Origin of the sequence: Cryobacterium sp. PH31-AA6 (genome assembly GCF_030063195.1) — a bacterium.
Taxonomy (GTDB): domain Bacteria; phylum Actinomycetota; class Actinomycetes; order Actinomycetales; family Microbacteriaceae; genus Cryobacterium.
In genome coordinates, this window is the sequence record NZ_JASISS010000027.1 from 17560 (window position 1) to 41641 (window position 24082).

The 24082-nt window shown below is 66.0% G+C and carries 24 protein-coding genes; 21 read left to right on the top strand and 3 right to left on the bottom strand.

The window, feature by feature from the left end; genetic code table 11:
* Window positions 1–54 precede the first annotated feature (54 nt).
* Window positions 55–1524, bottom strand: coding sequence for a sensor histidine kinase (locus tag QMG61_RS14745; protein WP_283495090.1), 1470 nt, complete (start codon window positions 1522–1524; stop codon window positions 55–57).
* Window positions 1525–1535: 11 nt separating this feature from the next.
* Window positions 1536–2255 (bottom strand): response regulator transcription factor, encoded by a 720-nt coding sequence (locus QMG61_RS14750; protein ID WP_283495091.1) that lies wholly within the window; start codon window positions 2253–2255, stop codon window positions 1536–1538.
* 123 nt (window positions 2256–2378) lie between these two features.
* On the opposite strand from QMG61_RS14750, the gene QMG61_RS14755 reads away from it, so the two are divergent.
* From QMG61_RS14755 to QMG61_RS14780, 6 genes are read left to right on the top strand one after another with little or no spacing between them, the layout of a single operon-like run.
* Window positions 2379–2813, top strand: a complete 435-nt coding sequence (locus tag QMG61_RS14755; RefSeq protein WP_283495092.1) for a hypothetical protein — start codon at window positions 2379–2381, stop codon at window positions 2811–2813.
* Window positions 2797–3285, top strand: a complete 489-nt coding sequence (locus QMG61_RS14760; RefSeq protein ID WP_283495093.1) for a hypothetical protein — start codon at window positions 2797–2799, stop codon at window positions 3283–3285. The genes QMG61_RS14755 and QMG61_RS14760 overlap by 17 nt, the downstream gene beginning before the upstream one ends.
* A gap of 3 nt (window positions 3286–3288) precedes the next feature.
* On the top strand, window positions 3289–4278 hold the full coding sequence (locus QMG61_RS14765) for an FAD:protein FMN transferase (protein ID WP_283495094.1): 990 nt from the start codon (window positions 3289–3291) through the stop codon (window positions 4276–4278).
* Entirely contained in the window at window positions 4275–5852 is a 1578-nt protein-coding gene (locus QMG61_RS14770) for a 2Fe-2S iron-sulfur cluster-binding protein (protein ID WP_283495095.1), read from the top strand. Before QMG61_RS14765 ends, QMG61_RS14770 begins: the two co-directional genes overlap by 4 nt.
* A 37-nt stretch (window positions 5853–5889) precedes the next feature.
* A complete protein-coding gene (locus tag QMG61_RS14775; RefSeq protein WP_283495096.1) occupies window positions 5890–6030 on the top strand; it encodes a hypothetical protein in 141 nt (46 codons plus the stop codon).
* Window positions 6031–6060: 30 nt separating this feature from the next.
* A complete protein-coding gene (locus QMG61_RS14780) occupies window positions 6061–6771 on the top strand; it encodes a hypothetical protein (RefSeq protein WP_283495097.1) in 711 nt (236 codons plus the stop codon).
* Window positions 6772–6836: 65 nt separating this feature from the next.
* On the opposite strand, the gene QMG61_RS14785 is transcribed toward QMG61_RS14780, so the two are convergent.
* On the bottom strand, window positions 6837–7208 hold the full coding sequence (locus tag QMG61_RS14785) for a VOC family protein (protein ID WP_283495098.1): 372 nt from the start codon (window positions 7206–7208) through the stop codon (window positions 6837–6839).
* Between the two features lie 338 nt (window positions 7209–7546).
* On the opposite strand from QMG61_RS14785, the gene QMG61_RS14790 reads away from it, so the two are divergent.
* From QMG61_RS14790 to QMG61_RS14860, 15 genes are all read left to right on the top strand, one after another.
* On the top strand, window positions 7547–10438 hold the full coding sequence (locus tag QMG61_RS14790; RefSeq protein ID WP_283495099.1) for a putative bifunctional diguanylate cyclase/phosphodiesterase: 2892 nt from the start codon (window positions 7547–7549) through the stop codon (window positions 10436–10438).
* Between the two features lie 254 nt (window positions 10439–10692).
* On the top strand, window positions 10693–12363 hold the full coding sequence (locus tag QMG61_RS14795) for a GspE/PulE family protein (RefSeq protein WP_283495100.1): 1671 nt from the start codon (window positions 10693–10695) through the stop codon (window positions 12361–12363).
* A gap of 19 nt (window positions 12364–12382) precedes the next feature.
* Window positions 12383–13777: a type IV pilus twitching motility protein PilT gene (locus QMG61_RS14800; RefSeq protein ID WP_283495101.1), complete on the top strand. Its 1395-nt coding sequence runs from the start codon at window positions 12383–12385 to the stop codon at window positions 13775–13777.
* Window positions 13778–15007, top strand: coding sequence for a type II secretion system F family protein (locus tag QMG61_RS14805; protein WP_283495102.1), 1230 nt, complete (start codon window positions 13778–13780; stop codon window positions 15005–15007). It abuts the gene before it with no gap.
* Between the two features lie 133 nt (window positions 15008–15140).
* Entirely contained in the window at window positions 15141–15587 is a 447-nt protein-coding gene (locus QMG61_RS14810; protein WP_283495103.1) for a type II secretion system protein, read from the top strand.
* 102 nt (window positions 15588–15689) lie between these two features.
* Window positions 15690–16130, top strand: coding sequence for a type IV pilus modification PilV family protein (locus tag QMG61_RS14815; RefSeq protein ID WP_283495104.1), 441 nt, complete (start codon window positions 15690–15692; stop codon window positions 16128–16130).
* Window positions 16131–16177: 47 nt separating this feature from the next.
* Window positions 16178–16735, top strand: coding sequence for a hypothetical protein (locus QMG61_RS14820; protein WP_283495105.1), 558 nt, complete (start codon window positions 16178–16180; stop codon window positions 16733–16735).
* Between the two features lie 8 nt (window positions 16736–16743).
* The gene (locus QMG61_RS14825; protein WP_283495106.1) at window positions 16744–18111 is read left to right on the top strand and encodes a hypothetical protein; all 1368 of its coding nucleotides are present in this window, start codon (window positions 16744–16746) and stop codon (window positions 18109–18111) included.
* Window positions 18108–19004: a prepilin peptidase gene (locus QMG61_RS14830; protein ID WP_283495107.1), complete on the top strand. Its 897-nt coding sequence runs from the start codon at window positions 18108–18110 to the stop codon at window positions 19002–19004. Before QMG61_RS14825 ends, QMG61_RS14830 begins: the two co-directional genes overlap by 4 nt.
* A gap of 25 nt (window positions 19005–19029) precedes the next feature.
* Window positions 19030–20073: a type IV pilus assembly protein PilM gene (gene pilM, locus QMG61_RS14835; protein ID WP_283495108.1), complete on the top strand. Its 1044-nt coding sequence runs from the start codon at window positions 19030–19032 to the stop codon at window positions 20071–20073.
* Window positions 20070–20735, top strand: a complete 666-nt coding sequence (locus QMG61_RS14840; RefSeq protein ID WP_283495109.1) for a PilN family protein — start codon at window positions 20070–20072, stop codon at window positions 20733–20735. Before pilM ends, QMG61_RS14840 begins: the two co-directional genes overlap by 4 nt.
* Before the next feature lie 2 nt (window positions 20736–20737).
* Window positions 20738–21478, top strand: a complete 741-nt coding sequence (locus QMG61_RS14845; RefSeq protein WP_283495110.1) for a hypothetical protein — start codon at window positions 20738–20740, stop codon at window positions 21476–21478.
* A 109-nt stretch (window positions 21479–21587) separates the two neighbouring features.
* The gene (locus QMG61_RS14850; RefSeq protein ID WP_283495111.1) at window positions 21588–22523 is read left to right on the top strand and encodes a hypothetical protein; all 936 of its coding nucleotides are present in this window, start codon (window positions 21588–21590) and stop codon (window positions 22521–22523) included.
* Window positions 22524–22576: 53 nt separating this feature from the next.
* The gene (locus tag QMG61_RS14855; RefSeq protein ID WP_283495112.1) at window positions 22577–23065 is read left to right on the top strand and encodes a DUF6121 family protein; all 489 of its coding nucleotides are present in this window, start codon (window positions 22577–22579) and stop codon (window positions 23063–23065) included.
* A 186-nt stretch (window positions 23066–23251) separates the two neighbouring features.
* The gene (locus QMG61_RS14860; RefSeq protein ID WP_283495113.1) at window positions 23252–23905 is read left to right on the top strand and encodes a spermidine/putrescine ABC transporter substrate-binding protein; all 654 of its coding nucleotides are present in this window, start codon (window positions 23252–23254) and stop codon (window positions 23903–23905) included.
* The last annotated feature ends 177 nt before the right edge of the window (window positions 23906–24082 follow it).

Here is a 24082-nt window from a genome sequence, read left to right on the forward strand (position 1 = left end):
TTAACCGTCGCGGTGGTCGAGCCTGTCGAGACCCCCCGCCGCCCGAGAGCGCCCCTACGGCCTGGCCGCAAAGGTGACGGATGCCTCGAGCCCGCCCCCCGGGCGTCGCTCCAGCCGCACCGTAGCCCGGCTCGCTCTCGCCAACTGGGCTACGATCGCGAGGCCGAGCCCGTTGCCCAGAGCGTCGGAGTCAGCCCGCCAGAACCGGTCGAACGCCCGGGCGCAGTCCTCGTCGGAGAGACCCGGCCCGCGGTCGAGCACAGCGACCCGCCAGGCCGCCCCGGCCGCGGCGACCCGCACGACGATGTCATTCCCGACCCCGTCGGTGCTCGTGCTCACCGACAGCGCGTTGTCCACGAAATTGTCGATGATCTGCTCCGGGGCAGTGGCGATCGCGGTCACCCGCGCGCGTTCCGGACCTTCGTAGCGGATGCCCAATCCCAATTCCTGGGCGAGCGGCTGCCAATGCTCCACCCGCTCCCGCGCCACCCGTGCCACGTCGAATTTGACGACGGGCGCGGCCCGGGACTCCGAGCGGCTGAGCATCAGGATTCCCTCAATGATGGAGCCGAGCCGGTCAGCCTCCGCTTCGGCGGCCGCGAGCCGTTCAATCGCCGCGCCGGTCGAAACCGAACCGGTGCCGCGCACGGTGCCGTTGCCGGTGCCCCCGGACGCTGCGGACTCCTCGAGCAGTTCCCGGGCGCCTTCGAGCCGCAGACGCAGGGCGGTGAGTGGCGTTCGCAGCTGGTGCGAGGCATCGGCGGCGAATCTGCGCTGCTGTTCGATCAGGGCTTCCAGACGCGTGGCCATCCGGTTGAACGACACGGACAGCGAGCGGATCTCTGGCGCCCCGGACAGTTCGTCCGCGCGGGCATCGAGGTCCCCGTCGGCCAGTCGCTCGGTGGCTTGTTGCAGGCGCTTCAGCCGGCGGGTGACCCTCGCCGAAAAAATGAACCCGACGATGCCGGCCAGCACCACAGTCGTCAGCGCAACCACACCGAGCACACCGATCTGCCGGGCGACGGCATCCGCCACGACCTGTTCGGGAAAGGTCAGGCGCACGGCACCGATGACCTTCTGACCGTTGACGACCGGCACGGTCACATAGAGCAGATCGATCTGCAGGGTGTCCGAGTATCGGTGACCTGAGGTGATCTGTCCGCCCAAGGCGCCCGCGATCTCGGGCCGGGAGAGATACGAGTCGCCGACAATCGACTGGTCATCGTCGCTGGTGACGATGGCGATGCCGTCGGTGTTCACGATGACCACGCGTGCCCCGCCGGAGTCTCGGTAGCGGCGCGCCGCCGCGGTGAGGGCCGCAGCCTCGCTGGCCATGTCCTTCGCTGCCGTCGCGTCGGGCGGCACCGTCGTTTCCAGGGTTTCCTCGCTCCGTCCGGCGAGCACGAACGCGTCCCGCTCGAGCGACGTCACCAGCCGGTCGGTCTCGACCTGCCGCAGGTAGCCGCTGAGCGGAATGTCCTGCACGAGCAGCACGAGCAGGGCGATCCCCATCAGCGCCGCCATGAACCGCCACCTCATTCGGGCGTGCCGAACCGGAAGCCCACCCCCCGCACCGATTCGATCCAACCGGGGTTGCCGAGCTTCTTGCGGATGGCCGCCACGTGAGCGTCCAGGGTCTTCGTCGTGCCGTGCCAGGTCGTCTCCCACACATCGTGCAGGATGTCCGCGCGCCGGTGAACGGCGCCGGCATCGCCCGAGAGGTAGACGAGCAGGTCGAATTCGGTCGGGGTGAAGTAGATCACCGTGCCCGCGAGCGACACCCGCTGGGAACGCGTGTCGATGATCAGGGAACCCAGCACTCGTTCAGTCGTGCCTGCGTCCTCGGCCGAGACGCCATCTGCCCCGACTTCGCCCGCACCCGGCACACCGGCATGGGCGACGGTGCGCCTCGAGACCGCACGGATGCGCGCGACCAGTTCGCGCATCCCGAACGGCTTCACCACGTAGTCGTCGGCGCCCATTTCGAGAGCGACCACCCGGTCGATCTCATCGTCGCGCGCGCTCACCACGATGATGGGGGTCTGCGACGATGCCCGGATGCTCCGGCACACCTCGCTGCCGTCCATATCGGGCAGCCCGAGGTCGAGCAGCACGAGGTCAGGCTCGAACGTCGCCATCGCGGTGAGGGCAGCGTGGCCGGTCTCGACGTGAAGGGACTCGAACGCCGCCATCGACAGGCCGTCGATTATCCCGGACGCCACCGGGCCGTCGTCTTCGACCACGAGAACTCGCATGACACCATTGTGCCGCCGCGGGCTCGAACTCCGCCCACGAACGCGTGCGAATCCTGTCAATCTTTGACAAGTCTTGGATGTTCGAGGGCCCTATCTTTGCTCGCGACTTCTTAGCGTGGAAACATGAAATCCCAGGCACTCACCATCCTGTCCATCATCGGTGTGTTCGGCACGGGCCTCACCGCCATGGCCGTCAACTCGGACGCGCTCTCATCGGCAGTTCAGTCCCCGGTCGGGAAGACCTCTGAGTCGTTGCTTCTCACGCCCACCGACGACTCGACCGATACGGCCAAGCCCGACGCGTCGGCGACCGAGATTCCCCTTCCGGCCGATGCCGTCGCTCCCGGCGACGAGGGCGACGCGGGCGAGCCCAGCGCGCAGCCCTCCACCGGGTCGACGGGAACCGAATCCGGGAGCGACGACGCCGCTCGCCCGGCCCCCGTTCCGGTCGCCCCGGCCGTGGCCCCCGTTCGCACCGCCACCCCCCACGTCGAAGGCAGCGAACCGCACGAAACAGAGACGCCCGAGCCCGGAGAGACGCATGAAAAGGACGACTAAGCGCCGGCACCCCGCCCGCGGTGCGAAGGCCGTGACCGGTGCCTTCTCCGCCCTCGCCCTGGTCGGAATGGTGACCGGCTTCCAGCTCTCGGCCCACGCCGAAGAGGCCGCCGCCCGCAGAGCGGCGCCCGCGCCCGACCCCACGAGCACGGCCGGTGCGGTTGACCCGTCGGCCACCCCGGATCCCTCGGCGACACCCGCGACCGCGACCGCTGCCCCGACCGCACCGGCCCCACCGGATGCGGCAGCCCCTGTCCCCGCGCCCGTCCAGGATCAGGCCCCCGCCGAAGCCGCGGCCGCGGCTTCGGCGGCTCCTGCCCCGGCCCCCGCGGCCCCGGCGGCGGCAGCCGCGCCCGCTCCGGCTCCGGCTCCGGCTCCGGCTCCGGCTCCGGCTCCGGCTCCTGCTCCGGCTCCTGCTCCTGCTCCTGCTCCTGCCCCGGTCGCCGCGACCTCCGGCGGATCCGGAGGCTAGCCCATGGCGGCCGACTCCATCGCCCGCAGCGCCCTCCTGGCCGCGTTCATCGAGACAGGAACGCTCCCGGGGGTGAGCACGCGGACCGTAACACTGATGGGTGGGCGAGCGTCCTTCATGCTGGTCGGCGCATCCGCCGATCTGATGGATGACCTCGTCGACCACGCCAACCTGCTGGAGCGACTGTGGAGCCGGTTCCTCCCGAACAGCGACGTCTCCCGGTTGAATGCCGCCGAGGGCGCCCCCGTCACCGTCGACCCGCACACGGTTCGGCTGATCGAGGCCATGCTCGAGGGAGCGCTGGTGACCGGGGGCGACTACGACGCGACCCTGTTGCCGGACGTTCTCGCGGCCGGCTACCGGGCATCCGTCCTTGATACCGCACGGGTCACCGTGCTCCCGACGTCGGCGGTCACGCCCGGGAATCTTTCCGGTGTACTGATCGAGAACGGAGCCCCGCACAGGGGCCCGATCGTCACCTTGCCGCTCGGAACCACCATCGATCCTGGTGGCATCGGCAAGGGCCTGGCCGCCGACCTCCTCTGCGCGTTCGCGCTTCGCGCGGGCGCGTGGGGCGCCCTCGCGGAACTCGGCGGGGACATCGTCGTCGCCGGCCAGGCGCCCGACAGGGTCGCCTGGCGGCTCGGCGTCGAGAACCCGCTCGACCCCACCGAACACTCCGCAGTCGTGCGTCTCGCCGAGGGGGCGCTCGTCACCTCGAGCCAGCGAAAGCGACGATTCCCCAACCCGTCCTCCCCGGGCAGCCGCCACCACCTCGTCGACCCCCGAACCCACGACAGCGCGACCACCCGGGTGCAGACCGTGTCGGTCATCGCCGCGACCGGCTCCCGCGCCGAGGCCCTCACCAAGCCCGGCTTTCTCCGCCCGCCCGACGACTTCCTGGCCTGGCTGCCGACGGTCGGCGCCGCGGGCCTCATCATCGACGACCGGGGGATCGCCACGACGTCCACGAACTGGGAGCAGTACGCATGAACGATCCGCATATCTGGTGGTACCTCTCGAGGGCCAGCGCCGTCATCGGCTGGGCGCTCATGACGCTGTCGGTGGTCTGGGGAATTCTCCTCTCGACCAGGGTCATGCGCCAGATCGACAACCCCGCCTGGCTGCAGGACCTGCATCGCTATTTCGGCGGCGCGGCGATCGTGATGGTCGCCGTGCACATGGTCACCCTCATGCTCGACGGCTGGTTGCACCTGTCCCTGGCCGAGCTGCTCGTGCCCTTCACCAGTCACTTCAAGCCCCTCCCGTTGGCGCTCGGCGTCACCGCGTTCTACCTTCTTGTCGCCGTGCAGGGGACCTCGCTGCTGATGCGATATCTGCCGCGTCGGTTCTGGAAGGTCGTGCACTATTCGAGCTACGCGAGCCTCATCCTCGTCTCGTTCCACGCCGCCTTTTCCGGAACCGATGTCGGCACGAGCTGGTACCGCATCGTCTCGATCTTGCTGATTCTCCTGGCGATGCTCGCCGTGCTGCTCCGCCTCGTCGCGACAAAACGAGAGGCGCGCAATTCCACCGGTCGGCACACGGATGCCGCCGCCCCCGTGCGCCCGACCCCGGCCAGCACCGGCACGCGCACCATGCAGGTCACGGCGGTGACCCGCGTCGCCGACGGAGTCCTCGGCATCCGACTGGTCCCCGCGCCCCAGAGAGCCGCAGGACGGGACGCATCCGCATCCGCTGCCGAGCTCCTGCCGACGTGGCAACCCGGTGCGCACATCACCGTGCACCTTCCGAACGGTCTCGAACGGCAGTACTCGCTCTGCGGGGATCCCGCCGAGCGTTCCCATCTCGACATCGCCGTGCTGCAGACGGAACTCTCGAGGGGCGGCAGCGAGTGGATCCACGCGAACGTCGAGCCCGGTCTCATGCTCGAGGTGTCCGACCCGCTCAACCACTTCGAGCTCGAGCCCGCCGCCGCCTACCTCTTTATTGCCGGCGGAATCGGGATCACCCCGATCATGGGCATGATCGAGTCCCTGCCCGCTCGCCGCGACTGGAAACTCGTCTATCTCGGCCGCAGCCGCCTCACCATGGCCTTCCTCGGCGAACTGCTCCGGCGATACCCCGACCGTGTCGAGGTCTTCGCCCGCGACGAGCAGCTCGTGCAGCCCGAGGCCAGAGATCTCCTGCGCGGCACCCTCGGTGATTTTGCGGCCCAGGCCGACGTCTACTGCTGCGGACCTGAATCCTTGATGCAGGCGGTCGCCGAAATCGTGCCACGTCAACGGATGCACTTCGAGCGATTCGTGGCAGTGGAGCGGGAGTCCGCCCAGGAACCCCAGGCCGTCACCGTGACCTGCGCCCGCAGCGACGTCACCTTCGACGTGGAAGCCGGCGAGAGCATCCTCGATGCCCTCGAGAACAATGGCATGCCCATTCTCGGCTCGTGCCGGACCGGCGTCTGTGGAACCTGCGAAGTGCGGGTGATGGCGGGCACGCCCGATCACCTGGACTCAGTGATGGCCGACGACGAAAAAGATTCGCTGCGGGTGATGTACCCGTGTGTGTCGAGGGCGACGTCCCCAGACCTCGTGCTGGACATCTGAGCAACCCGCCCGCCCCCCGGTGATCGAGCCTGTCGCGGTGATCGAGCCTGTCGCGGTGATCGAGCCTGTCGCGGTGATCGAGCCTGTACCGGTGATCGAGCCTGTCGCGGTGATCGAGCCTGTCGAGATCCGAGCCTGTCGGGCGGTGATCGAGCCTGTCGAGATCCAGAGCCGCTAGGCTGGCCCCAATCTGCCAGGGGGTTTGCCAATGACCGTACCGTCTCCATCCGCTCCTCGGCGCGCGCCCCAGCGCCCGGCCCGCCGCAGGCTCTGGTTCCTGCTCGGCGCGATCGGCTCCGGCCTCGTCGTGGCCCTGGTCGTGTTGCTCATCGTCTGGCGCGGGGGCGCCGGCCTGCCCGGTGATTCCGCCGCTGCTGCTCGTCCCCAGCCGAGCAACGCACCCCCGCCGGTTGCCCTGGCGGCCGCGCCGACCGCCCCCGCCGCGCCGGCCACCCCGGCCGGCCCGCATCCGTCGACGTGCGCGGAACTGTACAGCCCGGCCATGACGGAAGCGTTCGGATCTGCGGTGCTCAATCCGGGGTGGACCCAGGCGGCAGGCGCCGAGGTGCGTAACGGTACGGCGGATGCCGAACTCATCCAGGTCATCGATGCGGCAGAAAAGCTCACCTGCGTCTGGGGTAGCCCCGAGGGAGGCTCCGGCAGCGGGCTCACCACCAACCTGGTCTGGGTCACCCCGGAGCAGAGCGCCGCCGTCACGGCGCGCCTTACCGCGACCGGAATGACCTGCTACGAGGAACTCGGTGGACTCCGCTGCGTCACCGAAACCACCGGGGAGGCCGGTGTCTCCGGCGAGTCACACTTCATCCGGGACGGGATCTGGCTGGCCACCCGCTACGTCAACTCCGGCCCTGACGGCTACACCCACGACATCGTCGCGAACGTCTGGGCCGGCGCGTAGCAGCGTTCGTCCGGGCGGCGCCGAAACGCCGCCCGGTCGGCGAAACCTGACGCGGAGCTTGTGCGTCAGAGCATTTCGTTGATGCAGATGAAGTTGCCCTCGGTGTCCCTGAACCATGCGGTCCTGATGTCCTCCGCGGTCGCGACACCGTTGACGGTCTTCATTCCGGGAATATCGTAGTCCTCGAACACCACCCCGCGCGTGCGCAACCGTGTCATTTCGCTGTCGAGATCGTCGGTCACCCAGCACATCTGGGTGTTCCGGGCGGTGCCGGCATTGCTCGTTTCATAGATCTCAAACGCGCTGCCGGAATCCAGACGGTAGAAGAGCACGCCGTCGTGAACCTCGGCCGGGTCGAGGTCGAGTGCATCGTGATAGAACGTTTGCGCGCGCTTGAGGTCCGCCGCGGGCAAGATCGTGTGTACTTCCTTGAACATGTGAGAATTCCTCCTCATCAAAAAGGATGAAACTGCCGGGAAGAGTGCCGAGGTCCAACTCACCAGTGCGCCCACGCCTCCAGGTCCCTGGCATCTGCTTCCGAGTGGGAGTGCCGGGCGAAGATGGCGACGGGCGCGAATCCAGGCGGGACCTCCTCGTCCGCTGCCGCGGCGTTCGCCGGTCTGCGGGCGGTGGTTATCGCATACAGTACAGATTTTACGCCGGCTTTGACCGGCGCGAAAGAGGCCTTCAGGTCGGGGACGATCGTGGCGTCGGAGCGCAGTAATCTTGTCAGTGAAGATGGTGGCCATTCCTCCATTCGCGAGTGAGGGACACCATGGGTTTGGCAAGTCGGATCGGTGCGGTCTTCGTCGGAGCCGTGGGGCTCATCGTCCTCTTCGGCTGGTACGCGCAGATCGGTGAACTGACCACCGTGCTTCCGGGGCTCGCCCCGATGAAACCGACCACTGCCGTCGGCCTGATCCTGTTGGCGCTGTCCCTCGTCGTCGTTCGGCGTTGGGCCGGCTTGAGCCTGGCCGCCGCCGCGATGGCGCTCGCTTCCGTGACCCTGGTCAGCTACGCCGCCGGGACCACGCTCGGCATTGCAGCCTGGGTGCCGGGGATCGACCTGGGTGGCCAGGAACCGCGGATGGCGCTGGGCAGCGCCGTGGGCATGATCCTGGTCGGCGGGGCCGCGATAGCCAGCAGGCTGAACGGCACGACCGTGATGCAGACTCTCGCCTATGCCTCCCTCCTGGTCAGCCTGATTGCTCTGCTCGGCTATGCCTACGGCGTCTCGTCCCTGTACACGGTGACCGGATTCACGAGCATCGCGCTGCACACCGCACTGGGCATCGCGACCCTGTCCGTGTCCGTGCTGCTCCAATGGCCGACGGTCGGCCTGGTCGGGCTGCTCCGCGATCCGGGCAGCGCGGGGGAGACGACGCGCCGGTTCGTGCCGTTCCTCTTCCTCGGCCCCTTCCTGCTCGGCGGGATGCGCCTCTGGGGCCAAAGCCAGGACTTTTTCGACGCGGTCTTCGGCGTCGCCGTGCTGATCGCCAGCGTGACGGTACTCGGCATCGCCCTGACCTGGATCGCGGCCGTTCAACTGCGAGACCTGGACCGCCAGCGCGATCAGGCGATGCGCGCCCTGGCCGATCTCAACCACACCCTCGAGGATGCCGTCGATCACCGCACCAGGGAGCTCGGCGAGGTCGCCGACAAGCTCCAGACCTTTATCAAGATCGCTCCGGTCGGTATCGTCGAGCTGGATGCCGCGGGTGGGCTCCTCACCGCGAATGACCAATGGCTGGCCCTCAGCGGGCTGACCCTGCCCGCCTCGCTGGCCGGTGGCTGGGCGCGGGCGATGCACCCTGACGACGCCGACCGGGTGTCGGCAGAGTGGGGCGAGGCCGTCGCCGCAGAGACCGGCTACGAGGCCGCCCTGCGCTTCCTCACCCCGGAGGGCCGGGTGAATTCGGTTCAGGTCAGCACGGCCCCCATCCACGACCCGGATACCCTCGCGGTCACCGGGCATCTGGCCACCGTGACCGACATCACCGACCTCCGCGACGCCGAGGAAGCCGCCGCCGCCGCGCGGGCACGTTTCGAGGCGGCCTTCGCATCCTCGCCGCTCGGCACGGCGATCGTCTCCCTCGATGGAGAGGTGCTCGAGGCGAACAAACGCCTGTTCGATCTCGCCGGACGCTCCACGGCCGTGGTCACGGGCCACATCGACGAGATCTTCATCCCGGCCGGAGACCGCGGCGACGATCGCGTCGGCCTCACCGATGGGCCGTCCACCCGCCAGCGCATGGACCGCCGGATGCGCCGCGACGACGAGGAGGAAACCTGGGTCAAGGTCAGCATCGCCGAGATCAGCGAGGGTGAGCACACCGGGGGTCTCCTGTACCAGCTGGAGGACATCACCGCCCGCCGGCTGGCCGAGGCGCGGGTGGAGCACCTCGCCTTCCACGATCCGCTCACCAACCTGCCCAACCGGCTGCTGCTGCTCGACCGGCTCAACCAGGCCCTCCTGCAGACACCGCGGAACGGTCAGGGCGTCGCGGTGCTGTTCATCGACCTCGACCGGTTCAAATTCGTCAACGACAGTCTCGGCCACCATGCCGGTGACGCCGTGCTGATCGAGGTCGGTAGGCGCCTGCGGCTGAACGCGCGGTCGACCGACACCGTCTCCCGCATCGGCGGCGACGAGTTCGTCGTGATCTGCCCTGATGTCGACAGCAACAAGGCCGTGAACAGGATCGCCGACGTCCTGCAGCGGGCCATCTCGGAGCCGATCCTGATCGGCGACCAGATCGCCTCGGTCGATGCGAGCATCGGGATCGCGTTCGGTCTCGGCCACGACGATGCCGAATCGCTCCTGCGCCACGCCGACCAGGCCATGTACCTGGCGAAGGGTCGTGGCCGGGCGCGCTACGAGGTGTTCGACGACGACCTCCGCGGACGGATCGAGCACAGGCTCGATACCGAGCTTGCTCTCCGCGACGCGGTTCGCCTCGGCGAGATCGAGACCTGGTTCCAGCCGATCGTCGACCTGCAGCAGCGAACCGTGGTCGCGACCGAGGCGCTCGCGCGGTGGCGCCGCCCGGAACGGGGCATGGTCTTCCCCGGAGAGTTCATCGCCATCGCCGAGGAGGTCGGCCTGATCAACGGGATCGGCACCACGGTGCTCGGCCAGGCCTGCCGGGCCGCCGTCTCCCGGGACGGAAGCATGGCGGTCAGCGTGAACGTGTCGCCGCGGCAGTTCGTGCAGAACGACTTCGGGGCCGTCGTGAAACGCGCCCTCAGCGAGAGCGGTCTCCCGCCCGAGCAGCTGTGGCTGGAACTCACCGAGACCGCCGTGCTCGAGGCCATCGACTCCGCCGCCCGCACCTTCCAGGAACTGCGGGCGCTGGGAGTGAGGCTGGCCATCGACGACTTCGGCACCGGCTACTCCTCCTTCACCCACCTCAAGGCGTTCACCGTCGACCTGCTCAAGATCGATCTCACCTTCATCCGCGACCTCGAACGTTCGGACCACGACCGGGCAATCGTCGAGGGCATCCTGCGCCTGGCCGATTCCCTGCACCTGGACGTCGTGGCCGAGGGCATCGAGACCACCGGGCAGCGGGACCTTCTGACCGGGATGGGCTGTCGCTACGGCCAGGGCTACCTGTTCTCGAAGCCCGTACCGCAGGCATCCTCCGACGTGGACTTCGGCGACTGACCGCGGGTGGTCCCTTCTCCCCGGCGCTGCGGCGCGGGGCGGCGGCGCGGAAGCGCTACTCTTCAGGTACGGCGCAGGCACCTGAATCCGGTCGTGGGGGCCCTTCTCTGGTCCTTACCCCCTGATCGCGGGACTGGTCGTCGGTATCTCCCGGCGATACCGTTTTAGATACCCAATTCACCCTCGAGTGCAAATTCACCGTGCTGCACGCGCTCGCGGTTCAGGCAGCGCTTCATTGACCGGGAGAGGTTCGCGTGGCCAGCCTCACCGAGATCCTGATCCTGCACGGCCTACTCCCGATCGAGGAGTTGGACCACCTGATGGCCGGCGACCCGGCCGACGAGACCGCCGTGCGCGCCCTCGTCACCAAGGGCGTCATCACCGAGGTGCAGTTCGCCAGGGCCCGGGCCCAGCAGGCCAACCTGCCGTTCGTCGAGCTGGCGGACTACCCGGTCGACCGCCTGGCCGTCTCACTCGTGCCGGTCGCCGTCTGCAAGCGCCACGAAGTGATCCCGATCGCGGTCGACAACGGCCGCCTCATCCTGGCCATGGTCGACCCGGGCAACGTCTTCGCCGTTGACGACGTGCGCGAAGCATCACGGATGCGCGTGACCCAGGTTGTCGCCGAACGTTCCGACCTGCTCGCCGCCATCACCCGTTACCACCGCGCCGACGACGAGCTCAGCGACCTCACCTCCACACTCGAAGAAGAGAACGCCGCGACCGAGAGCGCCTCCTTCGGCGTCTCGGATGCGATCGACGACGACGCCCCGATCGTGCGGTTCGTGAACCTGCTGGTGAGCCAGGCCATCCAGGACCTGGCCTCGGACATCCACATCGAACCCGGCGAGCACAGCCTGCGGGTGCGCTACCGCATCGACGGCGTGCTGCACGAGATGCAGACCGCGCCCAAGAGCATCCAGAACGGTGTCATCTCCCGGCTGAAGATCATGAGCGACATCGACATCGCCGAGCGGCGCAAACCACAGGACGGCCGCATGACGGTGCGTCACGCCGGCCGCCAGATCGACCTGCGCGTTGCGACCCTGCCCACGGTGTGGGGCGAGAAGGTCGTCATGCGAATCCTCGACAACTCGAACACGACCCTGGACGTGCGCGCGCTCGCCCTGCTGGACTACAACTTCGAGGCCTACAAGACCTCGTACTCCAAGCCCTACGGCATGATTCTGATCACCGGGCCGACCGGTTCGGGCAAGTCGACCACCCTCTACACGACCCTGGGTGCCGTCGCTCGCCCCGAAATCAACGTGATCACGGTCGAGGACCCGGTCGAGTATCGCATGGCCGGCATCAACCAGGTGCAGGTGAACCCCAAGGCGGGTCTGACCTTCGCGAGCGCGCTCCGCAGCATCCTGCGCAGCGACCCGGATGTCGTGCTGCTGGGTGAGATCCGTGACCACGAGACCGCACAGATCGCCATTGAGGCTTCCTTGACCGGCCACCTCGTGCTCTCCACCCTGCACACCAACGACGCGCCGAGCGCCATCACCCGGTTGACCGAGATGGGTATCGAACCGTTCCTGGTGGGTTCCGCCCTGGATTGCGTGGTGGCCCAGCGTCTCGCGCGGCGTCTCTGCGACAAGTGCAAGAGACCTTCCTCGCTGACCGCGGAGTACCTGACCCGGTTGCGCTTCGCGTTCGACCCGGAACGGTCGCTGCCTACGATTTACGAGCCCGAGGGCTGCTCTCACTGCTCGAAAACCGGCTACCGCGGCCGGATCGCCGTACATGAGGTGATGACGGTGACCGAGGAGATCGAGCGGCTCGCCGTGGCCCGCGCATCCAGCGCCGAGATCGGCCGGGTCGCGCGCGACCAGGGCATGATCACTCTGCGCGAAGACGGCTGGGCGAAGGCGCAAATGGGTTTGACATCGATCGAAGAAATCTTGCGAGTGGTCGCATAGTGCTGAAGGGGACATCTGCATGAGCCAGCCCATCTACGAAATTCCGGTGACGCAACCGGGAGGTGCCGGCGGAAGTTGGAGCCTCGGCGATGAGGATCGGCGCATCGCCGCGACTGCCGAACCTGAGCCTTCGACCGCCACGGTCCCCGGCGAGGGATCCGTTGCGGCGAGCGCGGCTTCGGACGCGCGGGACGTCGACTTCGACAGGGCCGACCCTGTGACCGGGCCGGGGCAGGCACTTGGGCGTCGGGCGCGAAGCAGAAGCGCCGACAACGCGGTTTCCGATCTCGACCTGCTGAACGCCCTGGCCGAGGTGCTTGACCTCGGCGCATCCGACCTCCACATCACCGTCGGCGCCCCGCCGAGTATCCGGGTCGATGGAGGCCTTCGGCCGATCGAGGGTGAAGACACCTGGATGGGCGACAAGGTCACCTCGGCGTTGTACAGCATCCTCTCGCCCAAGCAGCGCGCGCAGTTCGAGGAGGAGCTTGAGCTCGACTTCGCATACACGGCGGGCGGTGCGCGTTTCCGCGTCAACTACTACTATCAGCGCAACTCGATCGGCGGGGCATTCCGTCTGATCCCGCGGGAGATCAAGCCGCTGAAGGACCTCGGCATTCCCGAAACGGTCGGCCAGTTCGCCAAACTTCCGCGTGGGCTCGTGCTGGTCACCGGCCCGACCGGTTCGGGCAAGTCCACCACCCTGGCCGCCTTGATCGACCTGGTCAACCGCACCCGCGCCGACCACATCGTGACCGTGGAAGACCCGATCGAGTTTCTGCACAAGCACCAGAAGTCGCTGGTCAACCAGCGCGAGGTCGGCCACGACACGAAGAGCTTCGCCGCCGCGCTGAAGCACGTGCTGCGTCAGGACCCCGACGTGATCCTGATCGGCGAGCTGCGCGACCTGGAGACAATCTCGGTCGCCCTCACCGCCGCCGAGACCGGCCACCTCGTCTTCGCCACCCTGCACACGCAGTCCGCGGCGCAGACCATCGACCGTGTGATCGACGTGTTCCCGCCGCACCAGCAGGGTCAGGTGCGCGCCCAGCTCGCCGCCACCCTGCAGGGCGTGGTCTGTCAGACCCTGGTGAAGAAGGTCGGCGGGGGCCGAGTCGTTGCCACCGAGGTTCTGGTCACTACCTCGGCGGTGGCCAACCTGATCCGCGAGGGCAAGACCTACCAGGTCGCATCCGCGATGCAGGCCGGTAAATCACTGGGAATGCACACCATGGACCAGCACCTCGCCGAGCTCGTCGACGCTGGCCTGATCACCCGCGCGTCAGCGGAGGAGAAGGCCCAGGACCTTGAGGGGCTGAACCAGCTGATCCGTCGCGTGGACCATGTCGAAGCTTCCGTCGCCGGATCGAGGGGCATCGATTTCGGCGACCAGTATTCACCCAGGGCGCAGTAAATGGTTACGAATCTCGCCTTCGCCTACAAGGGGCGGAATACGGCTGGCAAGGTCGTCAAGGGGCGTCTGGATGCCGCGTCGGAGAACGCGGCCATGTCGCGTGTGCGCACCATGGGTCTGACGCCGATTTCCGTCGCCGAGGTGGCGGTAGGCACGGGTTTCAATGCGGAGATCAAGATTCCCGGGTTCAGTAAGGGAATTACGCTGAAGGACTTGGCCGTAATGAGTCGGCAGATGGCGACGATGACCTCCGCTGGGCTGTCGCTGCTCCGCACCCTGAACATTCTGTCGGAGCAGACCGAGAACAAGGAACTTGCAAAAATCCTCACGTCTATTCGAAACGAAGTCGAGACAGGCATCTCCTTGTCGGAAGCGATGGAAAAATACTCAACTGTGTTCCCGCCCATCATGATCAATTTGATCCGGGCTGGTGAGACCGGTGGCTTCCTCGAAAGCTCGTTGAACTCGGTGGCGGGCAACTTTGAGTCGGAGACCAAGCTCCGTGACACGATCAAGTCGGCACTGGCTTACCCCACGATTGTGTTGATCATGGCTGTCGTCGCGGTGATCGGCATGCTCACCTTCATCGTGCCGGTCTTCGAGAAGATGTTCGCGGGGTTTGGTGGCGAGCTACCCCTGCCGACCCAGGTGCTCGTCGTTCTCTCGAGGGCCATGGTCTGGCTCCTGCCGTTACTCATTGTGGGTGGGATTGCATTCTCGGTGTGGTGGCGGAAGAACAAAAACACGGAACAAGTGCGCAGGGTCGTCGACCCGCTCAAACTCAAACTTCCCGTCTTCGGCCCGCTCATGACCAAACTGGCGATTGCTCGGTTTAGCCGCAATTTTTCCACCATGATCGGCGCGGGCGTTCCTATCCTGCAGTCCCTCAACATCGTCGGTGAGACCTCGGGCAACTGGGTTGTGGAGTCGGCTTTGCGCAAGGTGCAGGAATCGGTGCGACAGGGTAAGTCGATTGCTGGCCCGCTCTCTCTGGAACCGGTTTTCCCCGCCATGGTGGTGCAGATGATCGCGGTGGGTGAAGACGCCGGCGCCCTGCAGCAGATGCTGGGCAAGATCGCCGACTTCTATGACCAGGAAGTGCAGGCCACGGCGGAACAGCTCACTGCTCTGATCGAGCCCTTGATGATTGCTTTTATCGGCGTGGTTGTTGGCGGGATGATCATTGCCCTCTACATGCCCATGTTCACCATCTTCGAATACATCAAGTAGCACCCCTGCACTGGGGGCGTGTTAATCGAACAAACCCCCTGTACGTGGGATAGCGCCCCCTGTTGGGGCCAATAGTCTCTAATCAGGCAACGCAAAAGCCTTTCCCAGCACACTCGAAGAAAAGGACTCTCACATGATCAAGAGCATCACTGAGGCGCTTGCCCACAAGCGTTCAGCACTCGGCCAGAAGGAAAAGGGCTTCACGCTCATCGAACTTCTCGTCGTCGTCATCATCATCGGCATCCTCGCCGCGATCGCCATCCCAGTCTTCCTTGGCCAGCAGACGTCGGCTCGTGACAGCGCGACCCAGTCCGACATCAGCAACGCCAAGACGGCACTTGTGGCGTTGGCAGTGGCCGGAGGGACCTTTCCCGCAGCTGGCACCATCACGAGCGTGGGCACTGATTTCACCGCTGGGGCCGGTAGCACTCTGACGCTGTCAGGAACTGCAGCCGGATTCTGCATCGCGGGCGTCAACACGAACGCCGCGAACGCGACGCACCTGTACGCGGCGAGCGACAAGACCGGTGTCGCCAAGGGTACTTGCGCCAGTGGAGTCTTCACCACCGCGAGCTGGTAGCCAGGTTCTACCTACTCATCGATCTTGATCTAAGTGGGGCTCCGATCGAATCGGCGCCCCACTTTTGATCTTCCGCGACTCAAACCGGGAAGGTGTCGGGACGTGATTCTTGTAATACCTCGCAAAACCTCCCTGCGGGGAGATTCAGGCTTCGGGCTGATCGAGATTGTCATCTCGATGTTCCTCCTCAGCCTGCTCGCGGTCGCTTTTCTTCCTCTGCTTATCACGTCTATGCGGACGACGGTGCGAAGCTCAACGGTGGCAACCGCAACCCAGCTGCTCGACAAAGAGTTCGGGCTCCTTCGTGCGGCGGGGGACACCTGCGCTCTTTTGACAGCGTACGGCGCCTCCGGTGCCGTACCGGTCTCCAGCGATGGCAGGGGCACGAGCTATCAGCGGGCTCACTCCGTAGCTTCATGTCCAGCTGGGGCGGTGAACTACCCCAGAACGGTGAGCGTTACGGTATCAGTGGCGATCACGGCCTCAGGACAGGTGTACTCGCCAGTGACGGCGACGACGCTGATCTATCTGCGGGCGCCCTGATGGCCGCCCGCACGTACCATGCGAATCGCGCATCCTGCGATGCCGGCATGACACTGATCGAGCTTCTCGTGTACATGGTGCTTGCCGTGGTGGTCCTCTTAATCGTTGGCGGTCTTCTGATCAACTCGCTGACCACACAACGAACGGTCCGAAACGCGACCCAGGCGAGCAATGCCGGTCAGCTCGTTGCTCAATCGGTTGCTCAAGGCGTGCGCAATGCCAGTGCACTCAAGGTCACCGCGCCGATTTTCGGTGGAGAACTTTTAACGGTGCTAACAGCAAGCATGACAACCCCGCAAACTTGGTCATGCCAGGCCTGGTATTTCGGCAGCGGAGAGGTGCGCACAAAGACGTCAAGCACCCTGATCCCAACTACGGCGGCGAGTGTTGCCAACTGGACTCTGCTCGGCACGGGCATGCAAAGTGTCTCGGGGGGAGCCGTCTTCACTTCGACTCCGCTCGTTAATCCCCGAAGCGTCATCCTCAATCTCGACGTCAGTACGGTGAACGGCAAGCCCGTGCGAATCAACAGTTCCTCGACTAGCCTTCAACCGTTGCCCGTGCCCGTACCCGTGACTGGATTGGTGGGTCTCCCATGTTTCTGACCAGAAGAGTGAATTCTCTCCGGAACGACGAAAACGGCAGTGCGCTCATGGCCGTGCTGGGGGTGATGGCGGTGACCGTGGTGATCGGCCTGACCATCACTGCCGCAACAGTCAATGGGCTGGGTGTCACGAGTAGCAACAAATCGTTGGTGCAATCTCGTGCCGCCGCAGAGGCGGGAGTTGCCGTTGTGGCGGCCGGACTGTCGGGTGCGGCAACTTGCCCAGCAACGTTCGCCTCTGCGGGGAACCCGAAATATTCCGCAGCCGTCTCATACCTGAACGCTGGTGGAGCCGTTGTGAGCTGCACCATCGCGACCCAGGTCAAGATCACGTCCACGGGCACTTCCCAATCCACTGGCGTGAACGGAGCTTCGTCGGGGGACACCAGCGTGGTTGAGGCGGTGTATCCGTACACTCCCGCGCTGACTCCCGGCATCGTGTCGAGCGGTGCGGCCATCTACCTGGCCAATGGTGCGAACTTCAACAACGGTGGACTGATCGCGTCCGCTGCCACAGTTCCGGCCATCCAAGTCAAGACCGGAAATCTGGACTGCGACAACAACACAACAATCACCGGTAACGTCGTCGTCGTCACGGGCGGTATCTCGCTCAAGAAGTGCACGATCGAGGGAGACGCATGGGCCTTCGGCACGGCGACGTTCCCTCCGCCCGGGGGAACGATTACGGGAATGTTGCGAGCCAGTGGAACGCGACCCTCTGGCCAGCCCCTCGTCCGATGGGACCCGACAATGCCTATGCCGACGGTGCCGGCGTGGACGGAGTTCGGTTACAACCGCAATGACTGGGTCACGTCTGCCGGTGTCCTCTTCAACGAGGTCGTCAAACCCGCGACTTCCAGCAACTGCGCGCTCCCTCAGAACAATGGCACGAGCCCGGTCATCTTCAATGCGTTGAATTGCGCCGGCGTTTCAGACTCCGGTGATGTCACGCTGTACAACGACCTCGTTGTCGTGGCAAAGAAGTTCGATTTCGGCAACAGCCTGGACTTTGTGTCCTCAAATCCTGCTATCGCCCGCCGAGTCTGGTTCATCACCCCGGACTTGGCACCAGCCGATGGTGTGGCCACGTGCAGCCCTGGCCAGGGTGCCTTCACGATCGGAAACCAGCTGAACGTGGTCGCCCCGGTCAGCGTTATGCTTTACACGCCCTGCGCGATCTCCACCGGGAACGGTTTCACCTGGCGGGGCCAGATGTACGCCGGCACCATCTCGAACTGGAACAACGCCAACTTCGGCTACGTCGGTATCGGACTCCCCGGAGCGAACCTGGCCGCCGGCACGTACACGCCTGGGGGGTCATCGGGTTCACCGTCAGTTTTGGGCGCTCTGGTGTCGTCTCGGGACCTCGTCGGGTGATTGTGATTCCGGTCATTGCTGTGGGCGGCTTCGGTCTGCTCATAGGTTCCTTCTTGAATGTCGTTATCTTCCGGATTCCAGCTGGTCGATCGATCGTGTCGCCACCTAGTGCCTGTGGCTCGTGTGCCGCGGCGATTCGCCCATGGAACAACATCCCGGTGCTCTCCTGGCTGTGGCTTCGTGGGCGTTGCCATGACTGTGCGGCGAGGATCTCGGCGCGGTACCCGCTGGTCGAGTTGGGTACCGCGGTCTTCTTCGCGGTCGTTGGCTGGTGGGTTGTTACGGGGGTCTCTACAGGCTCGACCACCGGGCTGGGGTCTCATGGCGGGTTCGGCTCGGCCGCCGGGATCATCTCGGTTGACGGAGTGGTCGACACGCGTATGGCAGGGGCGGCGACTGTTGCGCTCGTTGCGTTTCTGTACCTAGCGGCCGTGAGCATCGCGCTGACGATGATCGATCTTGATACGCACACTTTGCCAAATCGGATCGTGCTGCCGGCCTACGCGGTTGGAGCGGTTCTCTTGACCGGCGCCGCGTTGTTGGCCGGCGAGCCTGAGAGACTCCTTACGGCCGCCATCGGCGCTGCGGCCCTCTTTGGTCTCTACCTGCTGATGGCGCTGCTCTACCCGGGCGGGATGGGGCTCGGCGACGTGAAACTCGCCGGCGTGCTGGGCCTTTTCCTCGGCTGGCTTGGCTGGGCTCCACTGGCCGTCGGCGCGTTCAGCGCCTTCCTGCTCGGCGGACTCTTTAGTCTTGTCTTGATCATCACACGCAAAGCGACTCGCAAGAGCGGCATACCGTTTGGCCCGTGGATGCTCGGCGGTGCGTGGGTGGGCATTTTCGGTGGTGAGGCGATAGCGACGGGCTATCTGTCTTTGTTTGGTCTGGCATGATGGCATCTCTGGTTTTGGAGAATCAATGACTGCAAACGTCGTAGGAATCGACATTGGAAGTGGAGCTGTGCGCGCCGTGGAGGTGAGCGATGCGGGCAAGGCCAAGCCCACTCTCGTGCGTTATCACGAAGTAGCGCTTCCCGAGGGTGCCGTTAGCCGTGGCGAAGTGCTTGAGCCGAACACTGTCGCCGCCGCGATAAAGCAGTTGTGGTCAGCCGGTGGTTTCAAGAGTAAGAATGTGGTTCTCGGCATGGGGAATCATCGAGTGCTCGCGCGCGACCTGAGCGTTCCGAAAATGCCACTGAAGCGCATTCGGGAGTCGCTGCCCTTTCAAGTTCAAGACCTGATATCCGTTCCCGTAGCAGATGCCCTGCTCGACTTCTATCCGATCTCCGAGAGCGAAGGCGAGACCGGGCCGCAGATCAACGGCCTTCTCGTCGCTGCGGTCAAGGAGGCGGTGCTCGGCAACGTGAGGGCCGTCGAATTGGCCGGTCTTACGCCAGTCGAGGTTGACCTCATTCCTTTCGCGCTGAGCAGATCCATCTTTCGAGGTGCGAGCACGGACGACGCGGTCGTTCAGATCGACATCGGCGCGGGCACCACGACCGTCGTGATCACCTATGCAGGAGTGCCCCAGTTTGTTCGCCTCATTCCCACGGGTGGGGAGGATCTGACGCAAGCGCTGATGCTGAGGCTCACAATTCCGGCCGAACAGGCCGAGCATCTCAAAAGAACCCTCGGCCTTGCTGGTACCGCGCCGGGGAACGAAGCAGCCGTTTCGATCATTCGTGAGGTAACCACCGAACTTCTCAATAGCTTGAGGAATACCATCAACTACTTCGTGAACACGAGGAACGACGTGCCGGTTGCCAGGATCGTCCTTACCGGCGGTGGCGCACAGCTAGGCGGCTTTGCTGATGCCTTGACGGAGGTGACCCGGCTGCCCGTTGTGCAGCCGAACCCGGCCGATTCCGTTGGTATCGGTCGTGGAGTGAATCAGGAAGCCTTGAAGGAGACGCGGGGAACCTATCTCGTAGCGCTTGGTCTTGCCCTGGGGAGCAAATCATGAGTCGCAAAGTTGTGAACGATGAGCTGATCATCGGAGGCGAGCCCCGGGCGGTCCTGCTGCCGCCGGAGGTGCTCAAACGCCGCAAGGCAAAAGCCGTCCGCCGAAGCCTCGGCTTTGGCGTGGTCGGCTTGCTGGTCATCGTGCTAGCCGGGACTGCGGGCGCCACGGTCCTGTCCGGGCAAGCGCAGTCGCGCCTGCTGGCAGAGCAAGCGCACACGACTGATCTCCTTGCCGAGCAGACCCAGTATGGCGAGGTGCGAACCGCGCAGGCTCAAGTGGATCTCGTGAAGGCGGCGCAAAAGGTTGGCGCCTCTACGGAAATCGATTGGAAGACCTACCTACAGGGCGTGCAAGGCATTTTGCCGGCCGGTGTTGTCATCGACACCATTGGCGTCGATTCGGCCACCCCGATTCTGCTCTACGCGCAGGCCACCGCTCCGCTCCAGGGTGCACGGGTCGCGACCGTCAGTTTTTCCGCGACGAGCAGCACGCTGCCCGACGTGCCGACCTGGTTGAACGGTCTGGCGACGCTCCGAGGATTCGCGGACGCCTTGCCGGGCTCGGTCGCCCTCGACGAGGCCACCGGCATGTTCAAGGTGGATATCACGATGCACGTCAATGAGGCAGCGTTCGCCGAGCGCTTCGCCGCGAAGGAGAAGTAACCGTGGACAAGAACAGGCTCTGGGTTGTCGCTTCCGTGTTGGCCATGGGTGCGATCCTCGCGTTGGGCTTCCTTCTCGGGATCCAGCCGCAGCTCACTGCGACGGCCGCGGCCAACTCCGAGCGCGCGAATGTAGAAGCGACCAATTCTGCTCAGGCTGCTGTCCTGGACCAGCTGAAGACGGACTTCGCCGGTATCGAGGTGGTCCGGGCGGAGCTGGCGCCGCTCAGCGCATCAGTGCCGACCGGCACCGAAATGCCGGCCTTTGTCAACCAGCTTTCGGAACTGGCCGCGCAGTCTCAGGTGACCCTGACGGGTATCACGGTAAGCGAGGCGCAGGCCTATGCGCCGGTCGTCGCACCGGTCCTCGCAGTTCCCGCCGTGGAGGCGCCTGCCGCTGATGCGAACACGACCACCGACCCGACTACGATTCCCGCTCCGGCAGAGTTGGCGACCGCCGGAGTACCCCCTGTCGTGGACCCGCGCATTAGCGCTACGAACTTCGCGTCTCTTGGTGTTCAGATTCAGATCAGCGGCGACTACGATCGCGTTCTCGACTTCGTCAGTGGGCTGCAGGCGGGCTCCCGGCTCTTCCTGCTTTCCGGCCTATCTACGGTTGCAGCCACCAGCCCTGCGGATGGTGCGGCACCGGCTTCAGGCGGAACTGTCGATGCCACCATCACCGGTCTCGTCTACGTGCTCGTCCCGCCGGCAGGGGCAACTGCCGCCGTCGCGGCTCCGTAGCAATGGGCATGGCGCGCCGACTCTGCGTCGTGCTTCCGCGGCGCGCCACACGCGCATTGCTATGGTTACAGCAGAGAGCTACGGCCGTTAGGCCCGTGAGGAGTGCAGCATGAGCGACACAACGCCCAACGACGGCAAGATCAACCCCGACACGGATGTCTCGGCAACGCCCGGACACCACGAGACAGGCCCGGTCGACGCCAGCGCCGCCGCCACGCCGGCAGCCTCCGGCCCGGTCGAACCAGTGGGCGAACCCATCTCCTACGATGCGCCGGTCTCCGCCGACTCGGTCAAGCGCGACACCTACGTGCCGGCCAGCGAGCCTGGCACCGGAGCCGCGACCCTCGCCAGCGATGATGCTCCCACCCGCGTGCAGCCGGCCGCGTACACCCCGCCGGTCGAACCCGTGCAGCCCTACGTGCCGGCCGCGGCAGCAACGCCAGTGAACACGGCTGCGCCCGTGACCACCGCGGCGCAGTCGCCGGTGTTCATCCAGGCGCCCACCCAGCCGAAGTACAAGGGCAACCGCGGCGCCGGCATCCTGATCGCGCTCTTCGCCACAGTGGTCTTCGCCGCCCTGTACGCCCTCATCGCCCTGGCGCTCTCCGGCATCGGCAGCGGCTCCTTCACCGACACCACGGCCAAGTTCACCAACTTCATCGTGCTGCCGATCTTCTACGTGCCGGCGATCTTCTTCTTCCTCGCCTTCGCATTGCTGATCGCGGTCGTCAACCGTGGCGGCTGGTGGGCCTACGTGCTCTTCGGCTTCCTGGTGGCCGTTGTGGTCTACATCTCCTACATCGGAGCCGCCCTGCTCAGCGTGCAGGCCTGGAACTTCACGCCTGACGAGGCGCTGCGCTTCATCAGCCAGCAGTGGCTGAACCCGGGCGCGATCGCCGCCGCCGTCGTCGCCCGCGAGGTGCCGATCTGGACCGGCGCGTGGATCGCCCGCCGCGGCCGCTCGGTCACCGCCCGCAATGCGGCCGCCAAGGCGGAGTACGACCGCGTGCTCGCCGACGGACCGCAGGGAATTCGCTCCAACTAGCGGTCGCGCGGAGGGGCGGCCTGGCCGCCTCTTCCGCCCGCGGAGGGGTGCCGATGCGTGATTACCAGAAGTACGCGGCGGTCGTCGCCGTGTTCGCCGCCGTGCTCTATGGCGCGCTGGTGGTTGCCGCCTTCGGCATGATCAGCCTCGCTACCGACCTTGACGTGATCAGCCAGACGGATGCCGGCCCGCTCGTGGGCCCGAGCATGGCCGCGGCCGCCGTGGTGCTGGTCTTCGTGCTCATGCTCACCCTCGGGCTTCGGGACCGGCCCAATCGGCAGCGCGTCGCCGTGGGCTACTCGCTCGGAACCGGGGTGGCGGCGTTCGCCGGCTTCATCGTCGTCGGCGCCATCCTCTACCCGATCACCAGCGGCCGGGCGTTCGACGCACTCACCTTCACGGAGACCACCCTCGCCCGGCCCTTCGCCGCGACGACCGGGGTGCTCGCCTTCACGGTCACCCTGCTCTACTCGGTCATCCTCGCCTCCCGGGTCGGCGAGCACGGCCGCCCGCTGTGGCCATGGGAGCGCCCCGGCGACTAACGGCTGCCGCGCCGTCGCCGCGCCGGTTTCGGCAGCCCGCCCCCGCGCCCGCGGTCGCGCCCTGCGGAAACGGGCGCGGCCAGAGCGGCCCCGCCGCGTGGACGAGCCCGGTGGGGGAGAGTGCACAATGAGATTCGCTCGAATCTCCCCGTTCGCACCCCGTGTTTGCGGGTATCCTTAACGTCCATGGATGGAACCATCGAGTCACGTGTCAGCCATGAGGTTGACAACTGGTTGCGTTGGCTTCCGCGCTGGCGCCCCGGCACGCACCGCGGCCGATCCCGCCTCTGCCGCACCTGCTTCGGCTCCCCGGTCATCGTCGCCGCCGGGCTGGCCACGGATGTCCCGCACGCCGTGCAGCACGCCCTCGCCATGCGCGTCAAACTCGTCATCGACGCCGCCGTCGACGAGTACACCGAGCGCAACCTGCCCCTGCTCAGCCGCGAGGTGCGCCTGAACGAGCAACGCAAGGCGGCGGCGAGCTACCACCCCAGTGAGGGACTCGATCCCGAATACAAGGGCCTCGACCTCGACCCGCCCACCACGGCCGACGCCCCCTACCTCTTCACCTTCGCCGAGCTGGCCCGCCCGGACCAGGCCACGGCCGCCGCATCCGCGCCAGCGCCGCTTTCGGCCGAGGAGAAGGCGGCCATCCGGGCCGAGCTGAAACTCGCCGACGAGTATGCGGCTCAGGTCGGCAGCCAGGTCTGCGCCGAACTGGAATTCCACCGCGAGCGGATGCGCCGCGCCGTCGCCGAGTTCGTCGAACCCTGGGTACTGGTCCTCCTCGCCGACCTCGACACCGCCCTCGACTCCCCGCTCTGGCCGCGCGGCATCTGAGCCGCGGTGGTCGAGCGACCGGTGGTCGAGCTCGTCGAGACCAGGCGCGGGGATCTCGATGCTCCTATTGATGTCAAGCGGCGATTTGGGTTGGGGTGTGGCGTTGTTGGATGGCGTTGAGGATGGGGAAGATTTCTCGGGCGAGGTAGCGTTTGAGTAGGCGCATGGCGTCGCGTT